The organism is Gordonia hankookensis (assembly GCF_014673215.1).
Classification (GTDB): Bacteria; Actinomycetota; Actinomycetes; order Mycobacteriales; family Mycobacteriaceae; genus Gordonia; species Gordonia hankookensis.
Genome location: NZ_JACWMS010000003.1, coordinates 721,269 through 746,601, shown reverse-complemented (window position 1 = coordinate 746,601; position 25,333 = coordinate 721,269). Strand labels below are relative to the sequence as shown.

General features: G+C 67.4%; 22 protein-coding genes and 1 pseudogene. 13 read left to right on the top strand and 10 right to left on the bottom strand.

Annotated elements, in window-relative coordinates:
• Nucleotides 1-51: 51 nt before the first annotated feature.
• The 6 genes and pseudogenes from IDF66_RS24075 (at nt 52) to IDF66_RS17890 (ending at nt 5,939) form a co-directional block, all read left to right on the top strand.
• Nucleotides 52-693: pseudogene (locus tag IDF66_RS24075) on the top strand (SDR family oxidoreductase).
• 98 nt (nt 694-791) lie between these two features.
• A complete protein-coding gene (locus IDF66_RS17910) occupies nt 792-1,841 on the top strand; it encodes a hypothetical protein (protein ID WP_190268072.1) in 1,050 nt (349 codons plus the stop codon).
• On the top strand, nt 1,838-2,440 hold the full coding sequence (locus IDF66_RS17905) for an NUDIX hydrolase (RefSeq protein ID WP_190267975.1): 603 nt from the start codon (nt 1,838-1,840) through the stop codon (nt 2,438-2,440). The genes IDF66_RS17910 and IDF66_RS17905 overlap by 4 nt, the downstream gene beginning before the upstream one ends.
• Before the next feature lie 129 nt (nt 2,441-2,569).
• The gene (locus IDF66_RS17900) at nt 2,570-3,118 is read left to right on the top strand and encodes a YceI family protein (RefSeq protein WP_164307188.1); all 549 of its coding nucleotides are present in this window, start codon (nt 2,570-2,572) and stop codon (nt 3,116-3,118) included.
• 163 nt (nt 3,119-3,281) lie between these two features.
• A complete protein-coding gene (locus IDF66_RS17895) occupies nt 3,282-5,003 on the top strand; it encodes an adenylate/guanylate cyclase domain-containing protein (protein ID WP_190267974.1) in 1,722 nt (573 codons plus the stop codon).
• A gap of 60 nt (nt 5,004-5,063) precedes the next feature.
• Entirely contained in the window at nt 5,064-5,939 is an 876-nt protein-coding gene (locus IDF66_RS17890) for an oxidoreductase (protein WP_164307186.1), read from the top strand.
• Between the two features lie 21 nt (nt 5,940-5,960).
• On the opposite strand, the gene IDF66_RS17885 is transcribed toward IDF66_RS17890, so the two are convergent.
• Complete coding sequence (locus IDF66_RS17885; RefSeq protein WP_190267973.1) at nt 5,961-6,497, bottom strand: hypothetical protein; 537 nt, start codon at nt 6,495-6,497, stop codon at nt 5,961-5,963.
• A 114-nt stretch (nt 6,498-6,611) separates the two neighbouring features.
• A complete protein-coding gene (locus IDF66_RS17880; RefSeq protein ID WP_190267972.1) occupies nt 6,612-7,238 on the bottom strand; it encodes an alpha-ketoglutarate-dependent dioxygenase AlkB in 627 nt (208 codons plus the stop codon).
• A gap of 192 nt (nt 7,239-7,430) precedes the next feature.
• On the opposite strand from IDF66_RS17880, the gene IDF66_RS17875 reads away from it, so the two are divergent.
• The 3 genes from IDF66_RS17875 (at nt 7,431) to IDF66_RS17865 (ending at nt 11,187) form a co-directional block, all read left to right on the top strand.
• Nucleotides 7,431-9,668 (top strand): MMPL family transporter, encoded by a 2,238-nt coding sequence (locus IDF66_RS17875; RefSeq protein WP_164307183.1) that lies wholly within the window; start codon nt 7,431-7,433, stop codon nt 9,666-9,668.
• A gap of 18 nt (nt 9,669-9,686) precedes the next feature.
• Entirely contained in the window at nt 9,687-10,304 is a 618-nt protein-coding gene (locus tag IDF66_RS17870; RefSeq protein ID WP_190267971.1) for a TetR family transcriptional regulator, read from the top strand.
• Nucleotides 10,305-10,374: 70 nt separating this feature from the next.
• Nucleotides 10,375-11,187 (top strand): mycofactocin-coupled SDR family oxidoreductase, encoded by an 813-nt coding sequence (locus IDF66_RS17865; protein ID WP_190267970.1) that lies wholly within the window; start codon nt 10,375-10,377, stop codon nt 11,185-11,187.
• Between the two features lie 14 nt (nt 11,188-11,201).
• On the opposite strand, the gene IDF66_RS17860 is transcribed toward IDF66_RS17865, so the two are convergent.
• The 4 genes from IDF66_RS17860 to IDF66_RS17845 are packed head-to-tail and all read right to left on the bottom strand — an operon-like array spanning nt 11,202 to nt 15,744.
• Nucleotides 11,202-11,864, bottom strand: a complete 663-nt coding sequence (locus IDF66_RS17860) for a hypothetical protein (protein WP_190267969.1) — start codon at nt 11,862-11,864, stop codon at nt 11,202-11,204.
• Between the two features lie 25 nt (nt 11,865-11,889).
• Nucleotides 11,890-13,620, bottom strand: a complete 1,731-nt coding sequence (locus IDF66_RS17855; protein WP_190267968.1) for a GMC family oxidoreductase N-terminal domain-containing protein — start codon at nt 13,618-13,620, stop codon at nt 11,890-11,892.
• Nucleotides 13,617-15,170, bottom strand: coding sequence for a flavin-containing monooxygenase (locus IDF66_RS17850; RefSeq protein ID WP_190267967.1), 1,554 nt, complete (start codon nt 15,168-15,170; stop codon nt 13,617-13,619). The genes IDF66_RS17855 and IDF66_RS17850 overlap by 4 nt, the downstream gene beginning before the upstream one ends.
• Nucleotides 15,163-15,744 (bottom strand): TetR/AcrR family transcriptional regulator, encoded by a 582-nt coding sequence (locus IDF66_RS17845; RefSeq protein ID WP_190267966.1) that lies wholly within the window; start codon nt 15,742-15,744, stop codon nt 15,163-15,165. Before IDF66_RS17845 ends, IDF66_RS17850 begins: the two co-directional genes overlap by 8 nt.
• A gap of 164 nt (nt 15,745-15,908) precedes the next feature.
• On the opposite strand from IDF66_RS17845, the gene IDF66_RS17840 reads away from it, so the two are divergent.
• Entirely contained in the window at nt 15,909-16,850 is a 942-nt protein-coding gene (locus tag IDF66_RS17840; protein ID WP_190267965.1) for an SMP-30/gluconolactonase/LRE family protein, read from the top strand.
• Between the two features lie 193 nt (nt 16,851-17,043).
• Here the strand turns inward: IDF66_RS17840 and IDF66_RS17835 are convergent, their stop codons facing one another.
• Nucleotides 17,044-17,685: a TetR/AcrR family transcriptional regulator gene (locus IDF66_RS17835; protein WP_164307176.1), complete on the bottom strand. Its 642-nt coding sequence runs from the start codon at nt 17,683-17,685 to the stop codon at nt 17,044-17,046.
• A gap of 107 nt (nt 17,686-17,792) precedes the next feature.
• Here IDF66_RS17835 and IDF66_RS17830 point away from each other — a divergent pair, with 107 nt between their 5' ends.
• Nucleotides 17,793-18,776 carry an LLM class F420-dependent oxidoreductase gene (locus IDF66_RS17830; protein ID WP_190267964.1) on the top strand — a complete coding sequence of 328 codons (984 nt, stop codon included), beginning with the start codon at nt 17,793-17,795 and terminating at the stop codon, nt 18,774-18,776.
• A 9-nt stretch (nt 18,777-18,785) separates the two neighbouring features.
• Here IDF66_RS17830 and IDF66_RS17825 read toward each other — a convergent pair whose 3' ends face one another.
• Nucleotides 18,786-19,940: a pyridoxal phosphate-dependent aminotransferase gene (locus tag IDF66_RS17825; RefSeq protein ID WP_190267963.1), complete on the bottom strand. Its 1,155-nt coding sequence runs from the start codon at nt 19,938-19,940 to the stop codon at nt 18,786-18,788.
• An 81-nt stretch (nt 19,941-20,021) separates the two neighbouring features.
• On the opposite strand from IDF66_RS17825, the gene IDF66_RS17820 reads away from it, so the two are divergent.
• Nucleotides 20,022-20,993 (top strand): LppU/SCO3897 family protein, encoded by a 972-nt coding sequence (locus tag IDF66_RS17820; RefSeq protein WP_190267962.1) that lies wholly within the window; start codon nt 20,022-20,024, stop codon nt 20,991-20,993.
• 12 nt (nt 20,994-21,005) lie between these two features.
• On the opposite strand, the gene IDF66_RS17815 is transcribed toward IDF66_RS17820, so the two are convergent.
• Both IDF66_RS17815 and IDF66_RS17810 read right to left on the bottom strand, forming a co-directional pair.
• Nucleotides 21,006-22,673: a DNA repair helicase XPB gene (locus IDF66_RS17815; protein WP_321189335.1), complete on the bottom strand. Its 1,668-nt coding sequence runs from the start codon at nt 22,671-22,673 to the stop codon at nt 21,006-21,008.
• Between the two features lie 58 nt (nt 22,674-22,731).
• Nucleotides 22,732-25,068, bottom strand: a complete 2,337-nt coding sequence (locus IDF66_RS17810; RefSeq protein WP_190267961.1) for a helicase-associated domain-containing protein — start codon at nt 25,066-25,068, stop codon at nt 22,732-22,734.
• Between the two features lie 78 nt (nt 25,069-25,146).
• On the opposite strand from IDF66_RS17810, the gene IDF66_RS17805 reads away from it, so the two are divergent.
• Entirely contained in the window at nt 25,147-25,332 is a 186-nt protein-coding gene (locus IDF66_RS17805) for a hypothetical protein (protein WP_164307170.1), read from the top strand.
• Nucleotide 25,333: the final 1 nt, after the last annotated feature.

Below are 25,333 nucleotides of genomic sequence, written 5' to 3'. Positions count from 1 at the left end.
AGGCGGAAGAAAAAGCGCGTCGCCACCCTGGAGGACTGACTCCGTACACAACTGCAACCTGAGCGGGGTTCCGCGACAATAATTGTCGTCGCCCCTCGCTCACGCTGCAATTGTGTACGACCTGCCACGGGAAACCGCCAGGCGGTAACCGAGTTCGAGCGGACAGGGCAGTGCCTCGAGCTGCTGCAACTCAGCTTGATCCTGGTCGGGATCGCGACCTTTCTGATGGGATGCCTACCAACCTTCGGTCAGATCGGCTATCTCGCACCCGCGCTGCTGGTGGCGCTGCGCTTCCTTCAGGGTTTCGCGGTCGGCGGCGAATGGGGCGGGGCCGTCCTGCTCGTGGCCGAACACAGTCCGAACCGGTCGCGGGCGTTCTGGGCGTCGTGGCCGCAGGCGGGTGTCCCTGTCGGCAACCTGATCGCCACGATCGTGCTCGGAGTCACCAGCAACTGCGTCAACCCGGGATACGTCGCGACGGAACTCGTCGCCAAGCAGATCGCCGATCAGGCACGCATCCACGGGCTCGGTGAGGACGAGGTCGTCGAGAAGGTGATGCTCACCGAGAGTTCGATCAAGCGACTGGTCCGGCCCGAGTAGGTCGGTTCGCTGGTTGCGTGGCTGGCCTCCGACGACGCCGCGATGGTGACCGGGACGTCGTACCCGATGGACGGCGGGTGGAGCGCGCGGTGACGGTGTGAAGGTGGATTGCGACGAATGGGGTGGATCAGACCTACGGGCTCGCCATACTTTCGACCATGACCGAGTCGCGACATTCGCGCACCAACGCGGTGATCGTTCGCAGCATCTACGGGACCGCTGCGGTCGAGTGGTTCCTGATCTTCGCCATCGGAACCATCCTGGTGACGCGGCTCTATCTCCAGCTGACCGGGTATCCACAGGTCGGCGGCGGGACGCTCCACATCGCACACGCGCTGTGGGGCGGTGCGCTGATGATGCTCGCATTGGTCACCGGCTGGCTCTTCCTCGGCGCGACACCGCGCATCGTGGCGGTCGTCATGGGCGGCATCGGTTTCGGCTTGTTCCTCGACGAGGTCGGGAAGTTCGTGACCAAGGACAACGACTACTTCTATGGTCCGTCCGCCGAGATCATGTACGTCCTCGTCGTGCTGATCCTCCTGATCAGCCGGATCGTCCGGGACGTCAAGCGGCCTTCAGAAGCGGAGGCGCTGGCGAATGCGGCGGCGATCGTCGCCGACGGCGTCGCACACGGACTTCCGCATCGCAGGCGTGAGCAGGCCGAGAACTTCCTCGACCTCGCCGCCGATCGAGGTGCCGACCCGGACGTGATCGGTCACCTGCGAGCACTTCTCGACACCGGGGCCGACTCGCCCGACCGCCTGATGCGCCTGCGTCATCGGGCCACGGCGATGATCCCTGGATTCCTGCGGAGCCGGAGGTGGGTGACGTTCTTCGGGTGGATGCTCACGATCAGTTCGGTCGGCACGGTGATCGTCGGCGGTCTCAGCTTCTACTTCGACGGCACGCGGCGTGGCGATGTCGACATCTATCTCGAATTGAGCCGCAACGAGACCGCGACGTGGATCCTGCTGGTCAGCGGCGTGGTGACGCTGGTGCTGTCGCTTCCGGCGATGATCGCCCGCCGGCGGACCACACGCGTGTGGCCGCTGCGGTCGCTGCGCATCGCCGCGCTCGTCTTCACGCTCTCCAATGCGCTGGTCGACTTCGCGTTGGAGGGCTTCGGCGCATTGCTCAACCTCGCGATCGGGCTCTTCGCACTCGCGGTGATGACCTACCACCTCGGACTGGCAGTCCAGGCGGCCGATGCGGCAGGCGAGCATGATCAACTGAGAGTGTGATCACCGCAGAACGCACACTGGCCGCGACCCGCATCGCCGGGCTGGGCCGCCGCGAGGTGTCGTCGCCCGAAGCCCGTCCGGCCGCGGTCGCGATCATCATCGCGGAGCGGGCCGGCAAGCAGGGGATCTGGCTCATGAAGCGGCCCGCGACGATGCGCCGTCATGCCGCGCAGTATGCGCTGCCGGGCGGACGGCTCGACCCGGGCGAAGACCACGTGACGGCGGCACTGCGGGAGACGCAGGAGGAGATCGGGCTGGATCTCGGCGCGGACTCCGTGCTCGGCATGCTCGACGATTACCCGACCAGATCCGGCTTCGTGATCACGCCGGTCGTCTGTTGGGCCGATGGCGAGGCCGAACCGACACCGAGCCCGGACGAGGTGGCCCAATTGTTCTTCGTCACGCTCGATGAGCTGATGGTCGAGCCTCGATTCCTCACCATCCCCGAATCGGATCGCCCGGTGATCCAGCTGCCGATCGTCGGCGCCCTGGTCCATGCGCCGACGGCGGCAGTCATCTACCAGTTCGCCGAGGTCGTTCTCCGGGGGAGATCCACCCGTGTCGACGGCTTTGAGCAGCCGGTTTTCGCCTGGCGATGATTTTCTCGAACAATTTTCCACGATTCGGGAATGGAATCGGACCGCGGTCCGTTTGAAGGTGTGTTGGGTCGAGAAGGCCCACCCTGACAGACCGAACACGATCAACGTCCACCTGGAGGATTTGTCACCATGACCACAGCCGTAACCGCTCCCATCGCCGCCGGCACCTGGGCGATCGACGCTTCGCATTCCGCCGTCGCCTTCTCCGTGAAGCACCTCATGGTGAGCAAGGTCCGCGGAAACTTCGAGACCTTCTCCGGCACCATCACCATCGCCGAGGACGGCACGCCTGCCGTGCAGGCCGAGATCGACGTCACCTCGATCACCACCGGCAACGAGCAGCGCGACGGGCACATCAAGTCCGCCGACTTCTTCGACGCCGAGAAGTTCCCGAAGGCCACCTTCGTCTCCACTTCTGTTGCTCCCAAGGGTGACGACTACGTCCTCACCGGTGACTTCACCCTCCGCGGCGTCACCAAGACCGTCGAGCTCGAGCTCGAGTTCAACGGCGTGAGCCCGGGCATGGGCTACGGCCCGGTCGCTGGTTTCGAGGCCAAGACCGTCCTCAACCGCAAGGACTTCGGAATCGACATCGAGATGCCCCTCGAGGGCGGCGGCGTCGTCGTCGGTGACAAGGTCACCATCACCCTCGAGATCGAGGCAGGCCAGCCGGCCTGATCCAGGTCTCCTGACCTCGACGCCGGAGCCATCTCCGGCCGACTCCTGACGGGAGCCGATGCCGCGCCACACCTGAGCGCGGCGTCGGCTCCCGTTTCCGTGGTCGGCGCAAGTGCGGCGTTCGGTAGGCTTGCACTACGCCGCTGGGCAGGGAGGTGGCCGTATGGTGCGACCACGCGGCCCCTGGTCCGACACCGTCGGGTCGTGGGGCGGAGTCCACGCGCGCTCATTGCTGTGGGGTCGTATCAGCGCCCCGATCTCGCGGCACTGGGCCGACCTGACCGCCACCGAACGCGCGCGGATGGCGCGGTGGGCCACTGCGGCGGCGGCTCTGGCGATCAGCATCACGAACTGCGTCGTCGGCGTGGAGACCTTCCTCCTCGTGCAACTCGCGTTCAACGGCGGCCAGCTCAACTTCGACACCACGCTCGGCGCCCCCAACTTCCCCGCAGTCGTGATCGCCATCGTCATCGGGCTGATCATCAACGTGGCCCTCGGACTCTCGGTGTTCCGCCCGCAGCTGCGCTGGTTCGTCAGCGGGCGTCCCGCGGACCGGGCCAGGCGTCGTGCCGTGCAACGCATCCCCGGCTATCAGGTGATCACCACCCTGGTCGCGTGGTCCGCGGCCGTCCTGTCCTATGTGCTCACCGCCAACGAGCTCACCGAGAAGACCGTGGTGGGTGTCGCAGTGGCATTCATGCTGGCGGGCTTCTCGAGTTCCTGCATCACCTACGTGTTCGCCGAGCGGGCCGCCCGGCCGTTGTCCGTGGTCGCCTTGCAGGACGCGCCTGCACAGCACGTGATGCACGGCGTACAGACGAGGATGATCGCGGTCTGGGCGGTGAGCTCGGCGGTCCCGATGCTCGGCCTGCTCATCATCAACATCGGGCGGTGGACGGGGATGCTGCCGCCGGCCGTCGGCCCGGTCGACTGGGCCACGGTGGTACTCGCCATCGTCGGCCTGGCGTCGGGCGCCCGCGTGATGGTCCTCGTCGGCCGGGCCATCGCGGACCCGCTGGTCGATCTGCGGCGAGCTGTCGAACGCGTCGAGCGAGGCGACCTCTCGGCCCAGGTCGCGGTCTACGATTCCTCCGAACTCGGTGTCCTGCAACATGGTTTCAACGAGATGGTGGAGGGACTCGACGAGCGCGAACGCATGCGCGAACTGTTCGCCCGCCACGTCGGGGACACGGTTGCCGAACTCGCGCTCGAGCGTGGGGTCGGCATGCACGGTACCAACGCGCTCGTCGGTGTGCTGTTCGTCGACATCGTGGGGTCGACGTCGATTGCCGCCCAGCAGGACCCGCAGGCCACGGTGAAACTGCTGAACAGCTTCTTCACCATCGTCGCCGACGTGGTCGACAGTCATTCCGGGTTCGTCAACAAATTCGAGGGTGACGCCGCACTCGCGGTGTTCGGCGTGCCGGTCGTCATCGACGATCCGGCAGCCGAAGCGCTGGCGGCCGCGCGGGATCTGGCGGTGCGGCTCGAAGAGCTGCCGGTCCGGTGGGGGATCGGGGTCTCCTACGGGATGTCGTTCGCGGGCAATGTGGGTGCCGAACAGCGCTACGAGTACACCGTCATCGGAGATCCGGTCAACGAGTGCGCGCGGCTGTCGGAACTCGCGAAGACATCCGCCGTCCCGGTTCTGGCCGGTGATGCGGCCGTCGGCGCTGCGGGAGATGAGGCGCAGGAGTGGAGTTCGGTCGGCAGCCGGACATTGCGCGGTCGGCCGCGGCCGACGGAGGTGTTCGCCCCGGCGGCGCTGATCGTCGAGCCGCCGACCCCGTCCGTCGGTGGCGTGCTCTCGGGCCTGCTCCGGCCGGCACGGCGCGTGGGACTGACCGGGATGATGCGTCTGCCGTTCGGGTTTCTCGATCGTTGACGGCCATCGGCAACGTCAATAGCGTGGACCGCGTCATTCGCCGAGCAGGGGGTTGTGAGCATGAGTGGTTGGTCGACATCGGACATCCCGGATCAGTCCGGACGCACGGTGGTCATCACCGGCGCCAACAGCGGTCTTGGTGCGGAGACCGCGAAGGCGCTGGCCGCGGCGGGCGCCGAGGTGATCCTCGCGTGCCGTAACGCCCAGAAGGCCGATGTGGTGGCGCGGGAGATAGGGTCCGCGGCAACCGTGGCCCGACTCGACCTCGCCGATCTCGACTCGGTACGTGCCTTCGCCGACGGTCTCACCGGCGCAGACGTGCTGATCAACAATGCGGGAGTGATGGCGATCCCGCTCGGTCGCACGGCGCAGGGCTTCGAGATGCAGATGGGCACAAATCATCTCGGCCACTTCGCGTTGACCGCGCTGGTCCTGCCGAAGATCACCGGACGGGTCGTGACGCTGTCATCGGGGATGCATCAGATGGGGCGTATCGACCTCGGGGACCTCAACTGGGACAGGCGACGTTATCGCCGCTGGCGGGCGTACGGCGACTCCAAGATGGCCAACCTCATGTTCGGCAAGGAACTGGCCGTACGACTTGCCGCAGCAGGTTCCGCGACGACATCCCTGATCGCCCATCCCGGTTATGCCGCAACCGAACTGCAAGGCAAGTCGGGGACCGTCGAGGACGTGTTCATGAACGCGTCGAACAAGATCTTCGCGCAGTCGGCCGCTGCCGGGGCGCTGCCGTCGTTGTACGCCGCGACGTCCCCCGATGCCACGAACGGCACCTTCTACGGGCCCACCCAGATGTTCGGCAGTCGCGGAGCCCCCGGGATCTCCGGCTACAACAAGCGCGCCGACGACAAGGCCGTCCGCGGTGGTCTGTGGACGACCTCGGAGAAGCTGACAGACGTCGGTTTCCCGATCTGACGGCGGTGTGCCGGCGCCGGGCTACTGGACGTCGAACTCGATGGAGTTCGAGGCTCCGGAGATGGTGTCGGTGACGCTGATCGAGTAGGAGCCCGGAGCCCGGAGGAGGAACGTCTTCGCCGAGGTGCAGTCCTGAGTCTTGGTCAGCTGCGCGTTCTTCGGGACCTTCGGCCCCGACAGGCGCACCTCCATCCGGCACTGGTTGCCGTCGACCACCGGACCGGCGTCGATGGTCGAGTTCCACCGCACGCCGAGCTGTGCGTTCTTCGGGTACACGCCCGGTGAGATCGCCTGTGTCTTGGGTGCATACGCCCATACGTTGATGGACTTCACGCCATTGGTCGCATCGGGGCGGCCCAACTTGCCGAAGTGCTGCGGCTTCGAGCTCGACGACCCGAGAGCGGAGCTGCCGGCATCCAGGAGATCGGAACTGCCCGATCCCGAACTCCCCGCGCCCGCGCTGCCGAAGAGAGTGTCCAGTGGACCGGCCGTTGCCGGAGCGGCGGTGGCCATCGCGGCGGCGGCCAGAATGGCGACGGCGGCACATTGTCGGATCATGATTCTCTTTTCGGCTCTGGCCCCGGGGCGGTGACAACGCCCCCGATTCAACCACCCGACCAGGATGGGATGGCCATCGGGTTGGATCGATGTCTGGTCTGTCGGATCCCGCCGCTACCAGACGCCCGGCGGGCGGAACTGCACGCTGATCCGGGGACCGACGCCCGGCGATTTCGGCACCGCGTGTTCCCACGTCCGCTGACAGCTCCCACCCATCACCAGCAGATCTCCGGGCCCGACCACGAACCGCACCGACGATCCGCCGCCGCGGGGCCGCAACATCAGCGGACGCGGGGAGCCGAGGGAGACGATGGCCACCATCGTGTCCTCGGCGGACCCGCGGCCTATCCGGTCGCCGTGCCACGCGACGCTGTCGGAGCCGTCGCGATACAGACACAGTCCCGCGGTCGCGAACCCCTCGGGCAGTTCGTCGCGATAGTGCCGCGACAGCCGCTCACGTGCTTCGCGGAGCAGGGGATCGGGGAATGCCGCCGCCTCGAGGTAGGTCGCGACGAGACGCGGGACATCGACGACGCGGTCGTACATCCGTCGGCGTTCGGTGCGCCAGTCGGCCTTCTCACGTAGCGCGTCGAAGAGCAGGTCGGAGCCGGCGATCCAGCCCGGTCGGAGATCGACCCACGCGCCGTCGGTGAGCGTGCGGCGAGTGGTCGCGTCGAGATCTCCGATACTCGTCTGGTCGCACTGCTGATCGAAGAGCGAACGCTGGATGCCCGCGGTCATGCCCAATAGGCTACCGCACCATACGAACATGTGTTCGATGATGTGCATCGCAGCCGTGTGGTGGCGAGGGGTCCGACACAAATGTCCATTTCGTGGTGGCGAACCGCCGAATCTTTCGGTATCTAGTAACAAGTGGAAGTCACTAACACTTTTGGTGCCTTCCGTTTGTTCGGCTCGTGCGAAGGGAAGACCATGGCGTCGTTGTTGTTCCGAGTCGGGAGGTTCTCCTTCCGGCACAAGTGGTGGGTGATCGCGGTGTGGTTGCTCGCTGCCGTGACCGTCGCCGGTCTCGTCGGCGCGTTGAGCCCGAAGTTCGCGAAGGACTTCAGCCTGCCCGGTACCGATTCGGGAACCGCGACGTCGCAGGTGGAGAAGTACTTCCCCGATGTGATGAAACAGCAGTCGCAGGCATCGACCAGTGTGCTGGTGGCCGCCGACGACGGACTGTCGGCGCACTCGTCGCAGATCGATGCGCTGGTCGCCGATCTGCACAAGCTGCCCGAGCTGACCGACGGCAAGACCGTCGTCAACCCGACCACGGTGGCCGAGGCGCAACCGGCGCTCGCCTCATCCGTCCTCGGCGACGACGGCAAGGTCGGCCTGATCCAGGTCCGGCAGAACATCGAGATGATGGACCTCACGGTCGACCAGAAGGACCAACTCAAAGAGATCCTCGCCGATCACCGCGGTGGCGGGCTGCGCGTGGAGGCGACCGGCTCCCTGATGCAGGTGCAGGAAGCGGGCGGCACGGCAGAACTGATCGGTTTCGCGGTGGCCTTCGTGGTGATGATCGTCGCCTTCGGTGCGCTCGTCGCCGCATTCATCCCGCTCGTCACCGGAGTGGTCGGCGTGATGATCACCATCATGCTGCTCACGCTCGGGGCCAAGTTCATGAGCATCAATCAGACGGCCACCGGTATCGTCACCATGCTCGGCATCGCCGTCTCGATCGACTACGCCCTGTTCATCGTGTCGCGCTATCGCAGTGAACGAAAGCGCGGTGGAAGTGCCGCCGATGCCGCGGGCAGAGCAGTCGGCACGGCCGGGTCGGCGGTCGTGTTCGCCGGGCTCACCGTGATCATCGCGGTGGTGGCACTGATGGTCGTCGGTATCCCGCTGATCACCCAGATGGGTATGGGTGCGGCGGTCGCTGTCGCGGTGGCGGTCCTCGCCGCGCTGACCCTGATCCCGGCATTGCTCGGCGCCGTCGGACGGTTCGCATTCGCACCACGCATCCCGTGGATCAAACATGCCGAGCCGTCGGAGAACTCCGAGACCGTCGGCGTGAAGTTCGGCCGGACCGTCGTGAAGCGCCCGTTGCCGTTCATCATCGCGGGCCTGGCCGTCCTCGTGCTGGCCGCGATCCCGGCCACGAAACTCGAGTTGGGGATGTCGATGACCACCGACGACGAGGCGGCGGCACAATCGCTGCTGCAGCGCGGCTTCGGTGAGGGCATCAACGGTCCGCTGCTGGTGGTGGTGCACACCGAGAACGGTGACGTCACCGCGGCCGCCGCGCAGACCGTCGAGCACATCAAGACGCTCCCCGACGTCGCCAACACCAACACCCTGACCTGGATGGGCAACGGCGCGACGCAACCTCAGGTGGGCGCGAACACCGCACTCATCTCGGTGACGCCGACGAGTGCACCGTCGGATGCGGCCACCCACGACCTGATGGAACACATCCGCGACTACACGCCGGTCGTGGAGACCGCGGGTGCCCAACTCCACGTCGGTGGGCAGACGGCCATCATGTCCGATCTGTCGGCCAAGCTCGACAAGGCCCTGATCCCGTACCTCGTGGTGGTGGTCGGCCTGGCGTTCCTGATCATGATCGCGGTCTTCCGATCGATCTGGGTCCCGTTGATCGGCACCGTCGGCTTCATCTTCTCGGTGCTGGCGACGTTCGGCGTGACGGTGGCGATCTTCCAGGAAGGCAACTTCGGGCTCATCAGCCACACCCAGCCCATCCTGTCGTTCCTGCCGATCTTCCTGATCGGGGTGGTCTTCGGCCTTGCCATGGACTATCAGGTGTTCCTCGTGACGCGTATGCGTGAGGAGTACATCCACGGGATGTCGGCGAAGGACGCCATCATCGCGGGCTATCGGCATGGTGCGCGGGTGGTGACCTCCGCGGCCATCATCATGATCAGTGTGTTCGCCGCGTTCATGCTGTCCCCGGACACGACATCCAAAATGATCGGGTTCGCACTCGCGGTCGCGGTTGCCTTCGACGCCTTCATCATTCGGATGATGGTCGTGCCGGCGATCATCGCATTGCTCGGAGATCGCGCCTGGGGCCTCCCGAGATGGTTGGATCGACTCGTGGTGAACTTCGACATCGAGGGCGGTGCCGTCCGCGACCGTGGACTGACGGACTCCGACGCCGAGGCCACACCACGTGAGCCAGTGGGTTCGGCGAGCTGATTCGAGGAGGTCGGGAGCATGGCCACACCGACGACGGCCCCGGGCATCAGTCCGGGGCGTCGCATCGGGCTGCGGGAGAAGAACAAGATCCGCACCCGCAAGGCGATCCGCGAGGCGGCGATGGGGCTCTTTGCCGAGCACGGTTACACCCAGACCACCGTCGAACAGATCGCCCGTGAGGCCGAGGTCTCCCACACCACCTTCTTCCGGTATTTCGCATCGAAAGAACAAGTGGTCATCTCCGACGACCTCGAGGAGGCCAGGGCGGCGGCGACCGCGGCGATTCCCCCGGGTCTCGGGCATTTCGACCTCCTGCGCCGGCTGGTGACCGATCTGTTCCAGATCGGTTCCACCGACGATTGGGCCAGCAACACCGAACGGATGCGTCTGATCCAGGCCGAACCGGTCCTGCGCACCGCCTATCAGATCGAATCCGACCGGGCGATCTCCGAGGCGACGGACTTCTTCGCGGAGTACACCGGCAGGACCGTCGACGACTTCCGGCTGCGGGTGTTCATCGCCGCGGCCGGCGGGGTGATGTTCCACTTCGCCCAGTCCGACGACCTGGCCGACGATGAGCTCCTGCGAGGACTGCTGGAGGCCATCGACCTGCTGGAACAGGGCCTGCCTCTCTAGGGCGCGCACTCATCACATCTGCTTCGACAGCGGTGGCATGGGGTCGCCGCGTCACGAAAGGAGTTCTGCCATGGGACGTCTCGACAACAAGGTCGCTTTCATCACGGGGGTCGCCCGGGGCCAGGGGCGCGCCCATGCGGTTCGGCTGGCGGGCGAGGGCGCGCAGATCGTCGGTGTCGACATCGCGGGACCGCTGCCCGGCGTGCCGTACGACCCGGCGACCCAGGCGGACCTCGACGAGACCGGCCGGCTCGTCGAGGAACAGGGATCGAAAGCGCATCTCGTCCGCTGTGACGTGCGGGACCTCGACGAGTTGAAGGCCGCTGTCGACGACGGTGTCGCCGCGTTCGGTGGCCTCGACATCGCGGTGGCGAACGCGGGTATCTGCATCCCGGAGACATGGGACGAGGTGACCCCCACCAGCTTCCGCGACACCATGGACATCAACGTGATCGGCGCGTGGAACACGGTGACCGCAACCGCACCTCACCTGATCGAGCGAGGTGGCGGCTCGATCATCCTGACCAGCTCGTTTGCCGGAAAGAAGATGCAGCCCTTCATGGTCCACTACACCACGAGCAAACACGCGCTGGTGGGGATGACGAGGGCTTTCGCCGCCGAATTGGGGAACCACAACGTCCGGGTGAACAGCATCCATCCCGGAGCGGTCGCCACGCCGATGGGGTCGGGTCAGATGGTCGCCCGGATCGAGGAGACCAACGCGGCCAACCCGCGACTGGCCGGGATGGGTATGACCTTCCTGAACCAGTTCGTCGCCGAGGCCGACGAGATCGCCAATGTGGTCGCGTTCCTCGCCTCGGACGAGTCGAAGTTCATCACGGCCGAACACATCTCGATCGACGGTGGCGCGCAGTACTTCTGACGACGGGCCAAGCCTCAGCAGCGACGCCCGCGGCCGGTCGACATCCGGCCGCGGGTGATCGTGATGCCCTGATGCGTACCCGCTTTCAGCCAGGTGGGGAGCGTCGGTCCGGTGAGGACGACGTCGACGCGCGCGGGTCGGAAGGTCCCGGCGAGTGACGCCGTGGCGCGGAGGAAGTCGACCGGTCCGCCCGCCCGGCTGATCGGCTGCGCGAAGCCCAGCGCACCGGCGATGGGCAGTGTCACCGGTAGCGAGCGCGCGATGACGTGCACCGACCAGTCAGCTCCGTTGGCGACCATCTCCGATGTCACCGATCCGGTGAACGCGGCCATCACCTTGGGCAGCATCCAGTGGGAACGGCCGCCGTGGACAGAGGTCTCCGAATCCACCGCTATGAACGGGACATGCAGCCGCGGAAGAGGTCCGAGCCGCCGGCTCGGCGCCAGCAGCACCGGGCTGGCGAGGACTTCGCGATACGGTCCGACCGGCGAATCGAGATAGTCGATCATCATCCCCATCGTGACCGGGATGGTCGTTGCGTCGGAGATCGCCAGCGACCGGGCGTCGTCGGTGGCCCGGTGCCACCAGAGGGTGGCACGGACCGACGCAGGCCACGGCGCCGGTGGGCTCACCGGCCAGAGATCACGATCGGTGCGGGACTCGACGACACTCCACATTCTGATGCTCCTGGGATTCGCGTGCTCAGGCGTGATGACGGACGGGACTGATGGGTAGGCGTCTCGGGAGGCGCAGAGCGCCCGGTGCGCCGGACGGGACGGCCGGGTGGCTCGGCTCCACCGGTTCCACCGGCTGGTAGCCGCATCCCGGTTCGGGGCGGTGGTCCTGTTCACCGCGATTGGGCCACATGGCCAATGCCCGTTCGGCTGCGGCGGTGATGGTGAGCGACGGGTTGACGCCGAGGTTGGCCGAGACCGTCGAACCGTCCACGATGTGCAGCCCCGGGTGGCCGAACACCCGGTGATAGGCGTCGACGACACCGGTCTGCGAGTCCGCCCCGATGGCACAGCCACCGAGGAAGTGCGCTGTCATCGGGATGTTCAGGAGATCGACGACGGAGCCGCCGGCATCGCCGTCGATACGCCTGGCGACCGATCGGACGGCCCGATGTCCCTCGGGGATCCACCGCGGCGGCGGGTCCCCGGCGCCGGGCCGGCTGCGCAGACGCGGACCGAGTCGCCCCCGCCTGGCGAACAGTTCGATCGAGTTGTCGGCGGTCTGCATCACCAATGCGATGATCGTGCGCTCCGACCAATGCCGCACCGACAACGACCGGAGGGCGGCGGCCGGGTCGGCGAGCATCGCCCCGATCGCCTTGACCACGCGCGGGACACGTCCGCCACCATCCACGAGTACGGCCTGTAGGAGGCCGATCAGGTTGCTGCCCTTGCCGTATCGCACCGGCTCGATATGGGTGTGCGCATTCGGGTGGAACGAGGAGGTGATCGCCACGCCCTGGGTGTAGTCGATGGTGCGGTCGCGTGCCGTCGCGGCCAGCACGGCCTCCGAGTTGGTGCGGACGACCTGGCCGAGACGATCCGACAGGCAGGCGAGTTCTGCGGACTGTTTCATCGACAGGAGAAGTTTGTTCGTTCCGTAGGTACCGGCCGCGAAGACCACCTGGTCCGCGCTGTAGGTGCGTACCCGGCGACGGCGTCCGGTGCGATGGGCACTGACGGTGTAGCCGCCCTCGGCGCTGGGCCTGACGGCATGCACCGAGGTCATCGGGATGATCTGTGCGCCCGCTTGTTCGGCGAGATACAGATAGTTCTTCACCAGGGTGTTCTTCGCCCCGACGCGGCAGCCGGTCATACATGCTCCGCACTCGGTGCAGCCGGTGCGTGCCGGACCCGCACCACCGAAGAACGGGTCCTCGGTGGTGATCCCGGATTCCCCGAAGAACACGCCGACCGGCGTCGGGACGAAGGTCTCCTCGACGCCGAATTCCGCTGCGACCTCACGCATCACGTTGTCGGAGGGTGTGACGTGCGGGTATGTGGTGGCGCCGAGCATCCGTTCGGCCTGGTCGTAGAACGGTCCCAGTTCGTCCGCCCAGTCGGTGATGTCACCCCAATGCGGATCGTCGAAGAACGCCGCGGGTGGCCGGTAGAGCGTGTTCGCGTAGTTGAGCGAGCCGCCCCCGACACCCGCGCCGGCCATGACCAGGACGTCGCGGAGAAGGTGCATGCGTTGCACGCCATAACATCCGAGGAGCGGTGCCCAGAGGTAGTCGTGGAGCCGCCAACTCGTCGCGGGGAGTTCGTCGTCGGCAAACCGTCTGCCTGCCTCGAGGACGCCGACGCGGTAGCCCTTCTCGGACAGCCGGAGCGCGGCGACCGAGCCGCCGAAGCCGGAGCCGATCACGATGACGTCGAAATCGGTGGTGGATGCGTCTTCGGCGCGACGGCCGATCATCGAACGACGCCCACGGTGTCCGGGAAGCTCGGCGTGATGTCGGCGGCTGTTGCGCCGGTGCCGGTGCCGGTGATCAGGTGATCGGTCGGGTCGAACTGCGACATCATCTTTCGGTAGTCCTTGGTGAACGTCGGCCACATCACCGAGTTGCGTCCCGAGGAATCCATGTACCAGCTCGAACAGCCGCCGGAGTTCCACACAGTGCCTGCGAGTTCGCCGTCCATTCGGGCGGCGTAGCGTCGCTGGGCGTCTCCGGTCACCTCGACGACCGAACGGCCCTGCGTACGAAGGTGTTCGAGCACGGCGGAGATGTAGTAGGCCTGTGGTTCGAGCATGAGCACGATGGAACTGTGTCCCAGGTTCGTGTTCGGTCCGTACATCAGGTGGAGATTCGGGAAGCCGTGCACCGAGACGCCGCGATAGGCGCTCGGTGAACCAGCCCAGTCCTCGGCGAGTGTCCGGCCGTCGCGGCCCCGGAGGATCCTGGCGATCGGCGGCGTGGTGGGTGTGAAGCCGGTGGCGAAGATGACGGTGTCGACCGGGTGTTCGGTCCCGTCGGCATCGATCGCCGCCCCGTCGGCGAGTCGGGAGATCGCTCCGGTCAGTGTCACGTTGTCACGTTGCAACGCCGGAAACCACTTGTTGGTCAGCAGCATCCGTTTGCACCCGATGGTGTAGTCGGGGGTCAGTCGTCGTCGCAGGCCACGGTCGCGGACCTGGCGGCGCAGGTGCGCCTTCGCGAGTGCGGTGGCCACCGGGAGCAGCCGTGGCCGGCGGGCCATCATCACCACGTAGGCCTCCCGATAGAGATAGGTGAGCCGACGCACCAGGGTATGGCTGATCGGCAGAGTGCGGTAGGCGCCCCGTTCGACGGGGCCGATGGTCCGGTCCATCCGCGGGACGACCCACGCGGGCGTGCGCTGGAAGACGGTGAGGTGCGCGACCCGGTCGACGATCTCGGGAACCACCTGGACCGCGGAGGCTCCGGTGCCGACGATGGCGACGTGGCGGCCGGTGAGGTCGTGATCGTGACGCCACCGTGCTGTGTGGAACATCGTCCCGCCGAACCGATCCGACCCGGGCAGATCGGGGACACCCGGCTCGGAGAGCGCGCCGGAGGCGGCCACGAGGTGCCGCGCGCGGATCGTGCCGAGTCCGGTCTCCGCGATCCAGTGCGCGGTGTCGTCGTCCCAGGCCGCCGCCGTGAGCGGGCAGTTGTACCGGATGACGTCGGCATGGTCGCGGGCGACGGCCTCGAGGTAGCGGCGGATCTCGTGCTGCCGGCCGTAGGTGTGCGACCACTCCGGGTTGTCGGCGAAGGACAGCGAGTACAGGGAGGTCGGCACGTCGCAGGCCGCACCCGGATAGTCGTTGTCGCGCCAGACCCCGCCGGGACCGGCGGCGCGCTCGATGACCCTGATGGTGAGCCGCGGATGGTCTGTGCGGAGGCGATGGACGGCGGCGAGGCCGCCGAATCCGGTTCCGACGACCAGGACGTCGACGTCTTCGGTCGGTTCGGGGCGTTCGGGGCGTTCGGGGCGTTCAGTCATGGCGGTCGAGGAGTTCCTTCCACACTGGGAGCAGCCGGGTGACGAGGGCACGGTCGGCGTCGGCGGTTCGGAGAATTCGGGAAACTGCAAGTCCACGTGCGAGTTCCACGGTGAGCTCGAGTTCGGCGGGGGTGTATCGGTCGCCGAACAGGTCGGCGCACCCGGCCGCCAGTGCGTCGGTGACCCGCTGCTCGAGGGGGATCATCGCCTCGCGGAGCCCGTGGTCGGTGCGCGCGGCCACCCAGAGCTCCAGTGCCGCGTCGAACAGCGGACCACTGAACGCCTCGACGATGATCTCGATGTCCTCGTGACCGGTGCGGGGACGAGTCAGGAGCTCGACGAGCCGACGATCCACGAGGTGTGAGACCGCGGCGACGACGAGCGCCTCGCGGGTGGGGAAGTGGTGCAGCAGGGCGCCGCGGGACACCCCGGCGCGGCGGTTGACCTCCTGGGTCGTCGTCCCGGCGTATCCGAGCTCGACGAGAGCATCGACGGTTGCGTCGAGCACTTTCGCCTGGGTGGCGGCAGTGCGCTGGGCCTGGGTGCGCGTCGCCGGTGGGGGCTGCTCGGTCATGGTGGTGGAGCGTAGCGGGATTTCAAGAAACAGTCCAGACTGCTTTTTTGTCTTTCCGGGGCGTGCATCCTCGTGTGCCTGTCCGGTGGACCCCGAGTCGGATAGCCTCTGACCTGCGCAGGGTTGGCGCGGCGCCGGCTGCCGCGGGGACGAGGGGAGATCCGATGATCACAGCGGGCCGGATTCGTGTCGTCGCTGTGGTGGTGGCGGTGGTCGCCGGAATCGTGCCCTTGTCGGTGGGGGCACAGGCCACCGCGGCTCCCCGTTGTCCCGCGGTGTCGGTCACCACCGCGGCCGAGTCGCCGAGTCTCACGGGCTGGGCCGAGAACCTGACCTTCGACGACCGTGGCAACCTCTGGGTGTCGAGGGTGCTCGACAACACGGTCGAACGCTTCGATCCTGCCGGACATCGCACCGCGGCAGTGCATGTCGTCGCTCCCGGTGCCATTCGGACCGGACCCGACGGCCTGCTCTACATCGCCTCCGGTGACACCACACTCAACATGATTCCGGGATCACCGCGCCTGGGCACGATCGTCCGGCTGGATCCATCGCGGCCTCGTCCCGCCGCAGAGGTTTTTGCGACAGGCCTGGGTATGCCGAACGGAATGGACTTCGACGACGCCGGTTTTCTCTATGTCGCCGACGGCAACCTCGGTGTCCTGCGCATCGACCGTCGCGGAGTCATCGACACGTCATGGTCCCGTCGGGCGCCGAAGAATCTCGCGCTGTCGCCTACCGTGAACGGCACGAGCACCAACGGGATCGTCGTCCTCGGCGCCAACCTGTACGTGACATTGACGATGAGTCTCACGGGACGGATCCTGCGAGTGCCGATCGGCGATCCGGGCGCGGTGTCGGTCGCCGCCGACGTGACCCGGCCCGTCCCGGGGGTGCTCGACGATCTGGTCGCGCTCGACGATCGCACGTTGGCGGTCACGATGACCACGGGCCAGATCGCCACCGTCGATCTGCCGAACCGCAGCGTCTGCGTTGCCGGCGTCGGCCGGCCGGTCACCGCCATCGCGCAGCGGCCGGGACGCCCGGACCTGCTGGTCGTCGGTACCGAGTCCGGTGCGCTGCTGGCCGTCTCCGCACGACGCTGAGGCGACGTCGTCGCCGTTCGGCGAGAAAACTCGCCCGGCATGTTGAGTCAGGTGACTGAATGATGGTTGAATGGGTCGGACCCCGGGGGCCGGGGGGCTCCGGGGTCGCAGTCGGGGGACCGTGTCAGGGGGTGTCGGGCTTCCGGGGATGTGGGGGTCCTCGTCGGTTCGGCGCCCCCTGCGCGGTCGCCTGTCATTCGGGCGTGTGGGTCACCGGCGCCAGCCAGATGCCGACGAGCGCATCGATGAGCTGGTGGCCGACGTCCGACCACGACCCGGTCGCCTCGCCGGCGGCACGAGACCGCTCATGGTCGGCCAGGGTCAGCAGGATCATGTTGCGCGCCATGGTGTCTCGTGATTCGAGAACGGCGTCGGGAATCGCCGGCAGCGACGAGTACAGGCCGGTGAGAACGGCCATCAGTCCACTGGATGCGACCGCCTGATCGTAGAGCAGTGTCCCGAACTTCGGGTCGATGGTGATCTGCGCACAGAAGCGGGCGAAATAGGTGGGCGTCCCGAGTGAACCCAGGTAGTCGGTCTGCGGCGCGACGAGACAGCCGATCCAGTCGCGAATCTCGACGTCCGGTCCGAGTGCATCGACCATGATGTGCCGCAGCGGTTCGATCGCGGCGTTGTGATGTTCGAGGATGGCCCGGACCAGTTCGAGCCGACCGCCGAAGTGGTATCCGACGGCGTAGTTGTTGCCCTGGCCTGCGGCCTCGCTGATCTGGCGATTGGAGACCGTCGAAACACCCTGCTCGGCGAAGAGTCGCTCGGCAGTCGACATGATTCGGGTGCGCGTTGTGGTGACCCGCTCGCTGCGGACCCTGCCCATCGTCGTCGATCTCCTAGCTGTCGCCGACTCCGTTCGGGTCGGGCATACATCGAGTCTAGTGCCCGCCGACGGCACCGACGCCCGGCCGTCCCGGGTAGCGTGGGGCCATGCGATTCGGACTGTTCATTCCACAGGGTTGGCGTCTCGATCTCACCGGCATCGCGCCGGCCGACCACTGGTCGGTGATGTCGTCGCTGGCCGCGACCGCCGAAGGGACGGAATGGGATTCGATCTGGGTGTACGACCACTTCCACACGGTCCCGATGCCGACCGACGAGGCCACCCACGAGGCGTGGAGCCTGGTGTCGGCTTTCGCAGCCACCACCTCCCGCGTCGATATCGGGCAGATGTGCACGGCGATGAGCTATCGGAATCCCATGTACCTGGCGAAGGTGGCGGCCACCGCGGACCTCATCTCGGGCGGGCGGGTGCAGATGGGAATCGGCGCCGGGTGGTACGAGCAGGAGTGGCGTGCGTACGGCTATGGCTTCCCGTCCGCTGGTGAGCGACTCGCTCGGCTCGACGAGGGAGTGGCGATCATGAAGCAGGCCTGGGAGACCGGGCGTGCGAGTCTCGACGGCGTGCATTACCAGGTCGACGACGCGATCTGCGCACCCCGGCCGACGGCGGGCCGCCTCCCGTTGTGGATCGCGGGCGGTGGCGAGCGGAAGACCCTGAGGATCGCCGCCCAGTACGCCGACTACACGAACTTCGACGGGACAGTCGACGGATTCGCGCACAAATCGTCTGTGCTACAACAACACTGCGCCGACCTGGGGCGCGACTACGAATCCATCGTGCGTTCGGCGAATTACAACGTCGTGATCGCCGAGACGGATGCCGAGGTGGAGCGTCGGCTCGACGCCCTCGAGCAGCGGCTGGCGCGGTTCGTCCATCCCGAGGCTGCCGCGGCGACCATGGCTGCCTACCGCGGCATGCCGGCCGTCGGGACGCCGGAGCAGGTGGTCGAGAACTTGTCGGCGCTGGCCGACCTGGGGATGTCGTATGGGATCTTCTATTTTCCCGACATCGCGCACGATCGCAGCAGCTTCGACCTGTTCGTCGACGAGGTGATGCCTGCGCTGCGCTGACGGCACCCGCTAGAGCTGCCGAAGTCGTTGCGCGGCTTCGGCGATGACGTCCTCACGCTTGCAGAACGCGAATCGGACGAGGTGTCGCCAGGGGCCGACGTCGTCGACGAATGCGCTGACCGGTACGGCCGCGACCCCGATCCGCTCGGGCAACATGCGGCAGAACGAGACGCCGTCGTCGAAGCCGAGCGGTCGTGGATCGGCACATACGAAGTAGCCTGCCTCGCTTCGGTGGACGCCGAATCCGGTGTCGCGGAGTGCATTCGACAACAGATCTCGTGCCGAGGCCAGTCGTTGTGCTGAGTCGTGCACCCAGTCCATCTCGTCGTCGAGGGCGGAGGCCACGGCGGGCTGGAACGGTCCGGAACCCACATAGGACATGAACTGCTTGGCCGAGCGGGCCGCTGCGACGAGCTGGGCAGGACCGCTGACCCACCCGACTTTCCAGCCAGTGCAGTTGAAGGTCTTCGCGGCGCTCGAGATCCGCAGGGTTCGCTCACGCATGCCGGGGAAGGTGGCGAGTGGTCGATGGACGCGGTCGTCGAAGAGCAGGTGCTCGTAGACCTCGTCGGTCACCGCGACCACGTCGTGTTCGACGCACAGCCGTGCGATCTCGGCGAGATCGTCGTCGGAGAGGACCGTTCCGGTGGGGTTGTGTGGTGAGTTCACCAGGATGATCGCCGTGGCGGGGCCGAACGCGTCGGACAGCCTGGCCCGGTCCAGGCGGAAGCCGTCGCCGTCGGCGATCAGGGGAACGGTGCGGCGGATGCCGCCGGCCATCGCGACGGTGGCGGCATACGAGTCGTAGTACGGCTCCACCATCACCACCTCGCGGCCGGGCTCGACGAGTCCGACCACCGCTCCGGCGATCGCCTCGGTTGCGCCGACCGTGATCAGCACCTCTGAGTCGGGGTCGTAGTCCAGTCCGTAATGTCGCCGCTGGTGGCGGGCCACCGCATATCGGAGTTCGGGCACGCCGATCCCGGGCGGGTACTGGTTGTGGCCCTCGGCGATGGCGCGTTGCGCGCCCGCGAGCATCGACTGGGGCCCGTCGGTGTCGGGAAAGCCCTGACCGAGGTTGACCGCATCGTGTTCGACCGCGAGCGCGGACATCTCGGCGAAGATCGTCGTGCCGAAGGGGCGGAGGCGGGAAACGGTGCGCACGGATCAAGGCTGACACACCGAGGGTCGTGCGTGCAGACGGCATCGCCACGGCCGTCGCGGGCGGCGGTACGATCTGCGACTATGACCACCCCGCCCGTACCGCCGAACCCGGATTCACCACAGGGGCCGCAGGACGCGGATCCCCGGCAACCCCAGGGCAGTGGCGATGGCTCGGCTGGAGCGCAACAGCCACCGGGCGGCGAACAGTACCCAGGTGCGCAGCCGTATCCGGGGGAGCAGCCGTACTTCGGCGGGCAGCCGTACCCGGGTGTTCAGCCGTATCCCGGTGCGCAGCCGTACCCGGGTGCGCAGCCGTACCCGGGTGCGCAGGCTTATCCGGGTGGGCAGCCGTACCCGGGTGCGCAGGCTTATCCGGGTGGGCAGCCGTACCCGGGTGCGCAGGCGTACCCCGGGCAGCAGCCCTATCCCGGTGCGCAGCCGTATCCAGGGGCGCTTCCCGGCGGCCAGCCCTATCCCGGCCCGTATCCGTATGCGGCACCGCCGCCCAAGCGGTCGAGCAAGCGGTTGTGGTGGGTCGTCGGGATCGTGGCCGTGCTCCTGATGGCGATCATCGGGGTGGTCGGCTTCATCTCCCGCGATTCGGTGTCCGGCACCGACGACGTCGCGGTGGGTGACTGTGTCTCGGTCACCGGCAGTGGCCAGGGAACTGACGTGCATGCGCGCAAGATGGACTGCTCCTCGACGAGCAAGTTCACCTTCTACGTGGCGCAGAAGGTCACCGGCGCGACGTGCCCCAGCGAGGACTATTCCCGCCTCTACTGGATGCGCGACGGTGAGGAAACCGGCGAGCAGTTGTGCCTGGCGCCGAACCTGGTGCAGGGCAAGTGCTACCAGATCCCGCTCGGCGGGATGCCGAGTGCGTCGCTGTCGGACTACAAGGAACTCGCATGCGGGGCCACCAAGGCGGCAGGCACCGAGATCGTTCGTGTGGATCAGCGGAGCAACGGACAGCCGTCATGCTCCAGTGATCAACTGTCCGTCTACTTCGCGCTGCCCAAGCCGCTCGGCTACTGCCTCGCCGAACCGACCTGAGTCACCGGCCGGTCAGCCCGTCGATTCCTCGCCGATGGCGGGACCCAGCAGATCATCAGCGTCGGTGATCCGGTAGGCGTAACCCTGCTCGGCGAGAAACCGCTGCCGATGCGCCGCATAGTCGGCGTCGAGGGTGTCGCGGGAGACCACCGAGTAGAAGTGTGCCTGTCCGCCATCACGTTTCGGCCGCAAGAGGCGGCCGAGCCGCTGCGCCTCCTCCTGGCGGGAACCGAACGTGCCGGAGACCTGGACCGCGACGGACGCCTCCGGGAGATCGATCGAGAAGTTGGCGACCTTGGAGACCACCAAGGTCCGGATCTCACCCTTGCGGAACTGGTCGAACAGGACCTCACGTTCCTTGTTCTTGGTGGAACCCTGGACCACCGGCGCGTCGAGCTCGCGGCCCAGCTCCTCCAGCTGATCGATGTAGGCGCCGATGACCAGCGTCGGAGAATCCTTGTGCCGGGCCAGGATCGACTTCACCACATTAACCTTGGTGTGCGCGGTGGAGCAGAGTTTGTACTTCTCCTCGGCCTCGGCGACCGCGTACTGCATGCGCTCCTCGTCGGTGAGGGTCACCCGCACCTCGACACAGTCGGCGGGCGCGATCCAGCCCTGGGCTTCGATGTCCTTCCACGGTGCGTCATAGCGTTTCGGGCCGATGAGACTGAAGACGTCACCCTCGCGCCCGTCCTCACGGACGAGGGTCGCGGTCAGGCCGAGTCGGCGCCGTGACTGCAGGTCGGCCGTCATCCGGAACACCGGCGCGGGCAGCAGGTGCACCTCGTCGTAGATGATCAGGCCCCAGTCGCGAGAGTCGAAGAGGTCGAGATTCTTGTACTCTCCCTTCGACTTCCGGGTCATCACCTGATAGGTGGCAATGGTGACCGGCCGGACTTCCTTGCGTTCTCCGGAGTATTCGCCGATCTCTTCCTCGGTGAGTGAGGTGCGGGCCACGAGTTCTCGTTTCCACTGACGCCCGGCGACCGTGTTGGTCACCAGGATCAGCGTGGTGGCACCGGCTTTGGCCATGGCGGCCGCGCCGACCATCGTCTTGCCCGCGCCGCAGGGCAGCACCACGACACCCGATCCGCCCGCCCAGAACGAGTCGGCGGCCAGTTCCTGGTAGTCGCGCAGATGCCAGTCGTCCTGATCGAGTTCGATGTGGTGCGCCTCGCCGTCGACGTATCCGGCGAGATCCTCGGCCGGCCAGCCCACCTTCAGCAGGACCTGCTTGAGTCGGCCCCGCTCGGACGGGTGCACGACCACCGTGTCGTCGTCGAGGCGGGTGCCGAGCATCGGCGCGATCTTCTTGTTGCGCATGATCTCTTCGAGCACGGCGCGATCGAGGCTGACCAGGGTCAGACCGTGGGCCGGGTGTTTGACCAGCTGCAGGCGGCCGAACCGACCCATCGTGTCGACCACGTCCATCAGCAGCGGCTGGGGGACCGCGTAGCGGGAGTGGCTGACGAGTGCGTCGACCACCTGCTCGGCATCGTGGCCTGCGGCACGCGCGTTCCACAGGGCGAGCGGAGTCACCCGATAGGTGTGCACATGTTCGGGGGCACGTTCGAGCTCGGCGAACGGCGCGATCGCCGCACGGGCCGCCGCCGCGTCGGGGTGGTCGACCTCGAGCAGCAGGGTTTTGTCGGATTGCACGATCAGGGGTCCATCGGTCACCCCGTCCATTGTCCAGATCGGCGCAACTCTTGTCAGAATGCGGTCGTTCCGACGGCCCTCAGTTCTCGATGAGCTCGACGCTGGTGATCCGGTGCAGGGAAAAATGCTGCTCGTCGTCGGTGCCCGAGTCGACGGCGACGAGCTGTCCGGCCCCGAGGGTTCGTGGCGTCACCACATGCCTGCTCGCCGATCCGTGCGCGTCGACGTAGTCCACTCGCAGCCGCCGGTTCACCCGCAGCGCGAGCTGGATCAGAGCGGTCGCCGATTCACCGCCACCGCTCGCCCGGACCGGTGTCGCCGACGTCGCACGGTTTGCGGGACGGGCCGTCGCGGCCCGGTCCTGGGAACGCATCCGGGCGACGACGGTCCGCAACTGATCCGGCGACGGCACGGGCCGGCGCGGCTGGGGCTGCCGGCGTTGACGGGCGACGGTGACCCGGCTGCCGCGTTCACGCAGGTCGACGACGGTGCCGGTGGAATCCTCGCCGGCCGGGGCGAAACCGGCGGCGCGGAGACGGTCGATCACCTCTCGGACATCGGCCTGTGACACGGCGACAGTCGGGGCCAGCGCACGTAACGCCAGGTGATCGGCGGCGTCGCTGCGCAGCACCGCGGCCAGGGTGGTGGGGTCCTCGCAGCGCACGAAGGCCGATGCGACGCCCACCCGCAGCTGCCCGTGCTTGCGTGCGACGTCCTCGATCAGATAGGTCAACGACTGGGGTACCGGGGTGCGCGAATGCCCGGTGAACAGGGTCAACAGTTCACTGCTGCTGCGGCCCGCGTCGAGAGCGCGCCGCACGCTGGCCTCGGAGACGCGATAGACCGACGCCGCACCACCGGACTCGAGGTCGGCCACGAGTTCCACCTGTTCGGCCAGATCGGCGGTCATGGGTCCGGGGACCGTCAGCGTGAGGTCGGCCTGGGCGAGGAAGTGGTCGACGGGCTCCGGCAACGCCGCCCGCATCGCGGTGAGCACCGACGACTCGACGTCGTCGTGGTTACCGGTGATGGCCGCCCGACCCACCGCGGTCAGCGATCCATGGGCGACCACCCCCAGTTCGCGCGCCTCGCGCAGAGTCTCTCCGACAACGTGCCGTGAGTACCTGCGGATCTGGCGTGGATGCTGCCAGTGCACGGCCGCGGCGAGTGCGTCGGTGGTCACCGGCATGGCGCGTCCGGCCTTGCTCAACGTCGAGAGCATCTCGTGTCGCGCGATCGGCGCGTAGGCGTCGTGGAGCTCCCCCGACAACGCCGGGAGGGCGTTGCCATCGCGATCGGGTTCGCCGATCTGCCACGCACGCCGGGGCATCTCGAGCCAGGCGCCCAGCAACGCCCACCACTGCCGGTCGGGTGCCTGGTGCAGCCAGGTGTCGGCGGCCGTGGTGGGGGCGAAGGCGTGCTCGCCGGAATCGGATGCCGGCGGGGGCTCGGGGAACCCGGCATCGATCAGGCGTAGGTAGGCGAGCAGTTCGACGATGAATGCGAGCCGCTGCTGTTCGAGGCCGGTCACCTTGGCCAGGCGCCGCAGTTCACGAACTCCCAGCGCGCCCGATCGCAGTACCGCCGCAGGCGTCGCGCCGAGTGCCCGGATGACCGCGGTGGCGTGGCGGATGAGCTCCAGCGCCTCGCCGCCCGCGGCCGCCTCGACGGCGCTGGGGGAGAACCGGCGCTTGGCCGACTCGTCGTGCAGGGCGGGGGCCGCGAGATCGTCGGTGCGCAGTGGGGGCTCACCGCGCAGCAGCTGACCGATCATCGGGGGCAACTCGACCGTCTGGTCGTCGATGCGCGCGAGGAGACCGGCCGTGAGGAGCCGGGCGACCGGCGAGTCCGGATCGGCGTCCGGTGCGGCGTCGCGGCTACGGCCCAGTGCGGGCCCGCGGGACAGGGTTTCGAGTAGGTTGCGCTCGCGCTCATCGAGAGCGTCGACGGTGGCGCGCAGATCCTCGGGCTTCTGGCGTGCGAGTGGTCCGGTCAGATGGTGGCCTCGCCACGGCAGGGCGGCCGGGGCATGCGCTCCGGTCAGCAGGGCGTCGTCGGGCCCCCAGAGCAGGGCGCGCAGGCGCAACCGATCGATCCGATCGAGGATCTCGTGGTTGTCGGCCTGGCCGGCGAGTGCGGCGACGATCGATGCGACGGTGGTCGGTGCGGGAATCGTGCCGGTGGTCTCGAGCCCCAGCGCGATCGCCTGCTCGAGCACGGCCACCGCGAGCAGGTCGAGATCCTCGCCTGCCAACGCCGATGAGGCCGCCGACAATGCCCGTGAGGCCAGCACACCTGTGCCCGCAGGAGGTGGGGACGCGAGATCCGGGCGGGCGGTGAGCAGATCGATGATCTCGTCGTCGCTGCGCAACGCCAGGTCATCGGCCAGGCTGACGCCCTGGTCATCCGCACTCATTCGGTCGATTCTACTGAGCGGGCTCCCGACCGCGGTTTCGGCGGGACGGCCGTCGAGGCCACATGGCACAATGACCCCGTGGCTGAGAAGAAGAAGTACGTCGACAACGGCTGGCCGAAAGACGGAGAGGGCGACAGCGCGCACGCTGTGTCCGAGTTCGCGGCCGGCCTGTCCGGGGCCCTGTCACCCTTCGGTGACGTCGAGTTCCCACTGGCCCCCGACGACCTGCCCTACCTCCAGCCGAAGACCGTCGTCAACCGCTGAC

Excerpts from the sequence above, each read along its gene's own strand:
- IDF66_RS17840 (WP_190267965.1), top strand. The coding sequence starts at position 15,909 with ATGATCACAGCGGGCCGGATTCGTGTCGTCGCTGTGGTGGTGGCGGTG.
- IDF66_RS17830 (WP_190267964.1), top strand. The coding sequence starts at position 17,793 with ATGCGATTCGGACTGTTCATTCCACAGGGTTGGCGTCTCGATCTCACC.
- IDF66_RS17890 (WP_164307186.1), top strand. The coding sequence starts at position 5,064 with ATGAGTGGTTGGTCGACATCGGACATCCCGGATCAGTCCGGACGCACG.
- IDF66_RS17880 (WP_190267972.1), bottom strand. The coding sequence starts at position 7,238 with ATGACCGCGGGCATCCAGCGTTCGCTCTTCGATCAGCAGTGCGACCAG.
- IDF66_RS17870 (WP_190267971.1), top strand. The coding sequence starts at position 9,687 with ATGGCCACACCGACGACGGCCCCGGGCATCAGTCCGGGGCGTCGCATC.
- IDF66_RS17900 (WP_164307188.1), top strand. The coding sequence starts at position 2,570 with ATGACCACAGCCGTAACCGCTCCCATCGCCGCCGGCACCTGGGCGATC.
- IDF66_RS17845 (WP_190267966.1), bottom strand. The coding sequence starts at position 15,744 with ATGACCGAGCAGCCCCCACCGGCGACGCGCACCCAGGCCCAGCGCACT.
- IDF66_RS17895 (WP_190267974.1), top strand. The coding sequence starts at position 3,282 with ATGGTGCGACCACGCGGCCCCTGGTCCGACACCGTCGGGTCGTGGGGC.
- IDF66_RS17875 (WP_164307183.1), top strand. The coding sequence starts at position 7,431 with ATGGCGTCGTTGTTGTTCCGAGTCGGGAGGTTCTCCTTCCGGCACAAG.
- IDF66_RS17860 (WP_190267969.1), bottom strand. The coding sequence starts at position 11,864 with ATGTGGAGTGTCGTCGAGTCCCGCACCGATCGTGATCTCTGGCCGGTG.
- IDF66_RS17855 (WP_190267968.1), bottom strand. The coding sequence starts at position 13,620 with ATGATCGGCCGTCGCGCCGAAGACGCATCCACCACCGATTTCGACGTC.
- IDF66_RS17810 (WP_190267961.1), bottom strand. The coding sequence starts at position 25,068 with ATGAGTGCGGATGACCAGGGCGTCAGCCTGGCCGATGACCTGGCGTTG.
- IDF66_RS17820 (WP_190267962.1), top strand. The coding sequence starts at position 20,022 with ATGACCACCCCGCCCGTACCGCCGAACCCGGATTCACCACAGGGGCCG.
- IDF66_RS17865 (WP_190267970.1), top strand. The coding sequence starts at position 10,375 with ATGGGACGTCTCGACAACAAGGTCGCTTTCATCACGGGGGTCGCCCGG.
- IDF66_RS17835 (WP_164307176.1), bottom strand. The coding sequence starts at position 17,685 with ATGGGCAGGGTCCGCAGCGAGCGGGTCACCACAACGCGCACCCGAATC.
- IDF66_RS17850 (WP_190267967.1), bottom strand. The coding sequence starts at position 15,170 with ATGACTGAACGCCCCGAACGCCCCGAACGCCCCGAACCGACCGAAGAC.
- IDF66_RS17885 (WP_190267973.1), bottom strand. The coding sequence starts at position 6,497 with ATGATCCGACAATGTGCCGCCGTCGCCATTCTGGCCGCCGCCGCGATG.